The sequence below is a fragment of the Microcystis sp. M049S2 genome (assembly GCF_020245625.1).
GTDB lineage: Bacteria > Cyanobacteriota > Cyanobacteriia > Cyanobacteriales > Microcystaceae > Microcystis > Microcystis ichthyoblabe_A.
In genome coordinates, this window is sequence record NZ_JADBUN010000101.1 from 1 (window position 1) to 2,620 (window position 2,620).

General features: G+C 35.5%; 1 protein-coding gene and 1 pseudogene. Both read left to right on the forward strand.

Annotated elements, in window-relative coordinates; genetic code table 11:
- Positions 1–116: pseudogene (locus IM496_RS08670) on the forward strand (IS1 family transposase); the annotation flags it as partial.
- Between the two features lie 272 nt (positions 117–388).
- Positions 389–2,491: an O-linked N-acetylglucosamine transferase, SPINDLY family protein gene (locus IM496_RS08675; RefSeq protein WP_287661739.1), complete on the forward strand. Its 2,103-nt coding sequence runs from the start codon at positions 389–391 to the stop codon at positions 2,489–2,491.
- Positions 2,492–2,620 lie beyond the last annotated feature (129 nt).

A 2,620-nucleotide genomic window follows, 5' to 3' on the forward strand; every position in this document is an offset into this window, starting at 1 on the left:
TAGCCCGATTGCATCGCAAAACACTCTGCTATTCTAAGTCTACAGAAATGTTAGGATACTCTATTCGTTTATTAATTCATTATCTGAAGTTTCAAGAAGTGCCTATTCCTTACTGATTCATAGCTTAATTCAGCAACGCCAATTAATCTATCTCCAGTGGCTAGAATTAGAAGAAATAGAAGGGGATGAAGAGATAGAAAATTATGCCCTGACGGTGATAAACTCCTGTCTTCAAGAGGTGCAAGAGGCAATTAATCGGCAAGAATATACTTTAGCTGAGGACTTTTACTTAAGAATTTTATCTTGGCGTGAACAATTAGCTTACATCTGGCACTATTTAGGATATTTATACTATATAATTAACTGACTAACAGAATCTTTTAACTGTTTGGCACGAGCCATCAACTTAGAGGAAAATCAAGCCTTATATCATTATACTATGGCCATGGTGCTAGAAAAACAATCCCGTTTAGATATAGCTTTATCAGCTTATCAAAAAGCGATTGATCTCAAGGCTAATTTTATCGATGCTTATAACAAACTGGGCAATTTATTTTATAAACTAGGGCAGCTAGAGTCAGCCGAAAAATTCTATCAGCAGGGAATTAATAAACAGGGTGATTTTTATCCTTTCTATATCAATTTAGGCAATGTCTATTTAGTTAAACAAGCTTGGACAGAGGCAAAAAATGCTTATAAAATCGCCCAACAACTGGCAGGAGATAGAGGAGAAATTAGTCAAAATCTCTCCCTTTGGGAAATTCTGCAAGCTGACCAAAAAAGAGCGGATCTTTACTCAGGTGATTATTTTTATCAAAGAAAAATCTATCAATTAGCATTAAATTATTATCAAAAATTATTATCAATTAACATAGAGGAGAGCAATTTTTATTTAAATTGCGCCCATTGCTATCTGATTCTCAAAGAAGAAAAACAAGCTTTAGAAGTGTATAAAAAAGGCATTGCCTATCATCCAGAAAATATTGATTTACATTTGCGCCTAATTTGGTTACTACAAAAGAATTATCCGATCGAGGTGGCAATTCAAGCCACTAAATCGGCTTTAGAGTATCTTCCCGATCACCTATCCCTGAAGTTAAAATTAATGCGGTTAATGCCAATAGGTTACACAACTCAAGCCGATATTATGCAATATCGATCAAACTACGAGAAACGGTTAGATAATATCTTGGAAAATCTTGATTTAAACACTACTAATCAACAACAAGAGGCTTGGAAAAGTATTGGATTAAGAACTAATTTTTATCTTCAATATCAAGCTAAAAATGATTTAGAACTACAAAAAAAATATGGAGAATTGGTTTATAAAATTGCCTCGGTTAACTTTCCCAATTGGGTGAAAAAGCCAACCATACCTACGGGAAAAATTCGCCTTGGCTATATTTCTGCTCACCTGCGTCATCACACGGTAGCGAAACTCTTTCAAGGATGGTTGCAGTGGCGAAATCGAGAGCAATTTGAAATTTACTGTTATGGGATAGATATTAATAACACCTGCGATAACTTTACCAAACAGTATCAAGAGCAAAGTGATTATTTTTATCAGTTTGATAATCTGGTCAATATAGAAAGAATTGCTCAACATATTTTAGATAATCAGTTGCATATTCTGGTTTATTTAGATATTGGTATGGATGCTCGCACTACCCAACTAGCAGGATTGCGTTTAGCTCCAGTACAATGTGTAACTTGGGGCCATCCAATCACCTCAGGATTACCAACCATTGATTATTTTATCTCCAGTGAATTAATGGAACCCACGGAGGGAGATAATCACTACAGTGAACAATTAATTCGCTTATCTAATTTAGGTATTGCCTATGCTAAACCCTCGCTTCCTCCCCAGAGGAAAACTTGTTTAGAGATGGGATTAGCCGAGGATAAAATCATCTATTTAAACTGTCAGAGTTTATTTAAATATCTGCCAGAAAATGACGATATTTTTCCTAGAATTGCCCAAAAAGTTACCAACAGCCAATTTATTTTTATCTGTCATCGTAGCGAATTTGTGACCCATTGCTTTCAGTCGAGATTAAGTCAAGCTTTTAATAAGTATGGACTCAATTGGCAAGATTACGGGGTAATGATGCCACAATTAGAACAAAATGATTATTTTCAGCTTAACTTATTAGCAGACATCTATTTAGATAACTTAAGTTGGTCGGGGGGAAATACCACCTTAGAAGCAATTGCCTGTCAGCTTCCAGTTGTTACCTGTCCGGGGGAATTTATGCGCGGACGACATTCCTATGCTATCTTGAAAAAATTAGGCATAACCGAGACAATTGCTACGGATAAAAATCACTATCTTGAAATTGCTATCCGTTTAGGTTTAGATAATCAATGGCGACAAACAATCAAAGATTATACTAAAATGAATATCGATACAGTATTTAACGATCAAACCTGTGTAGAAAGTCTAGAAAGATTTTATCAATCTGTAGTAGGAGAGGATAAATGGCTCTCTTAGGTTTGGTGGGCAAAATGTATTCTAAGATACATTCTTTCTGGCGAGCGAGTGGAAGGAACCACAAAGACACAAAGGACACAAAGATTGATCGATCCTCTGTAAGTTAAACTTATCACACAGAACCTAGAA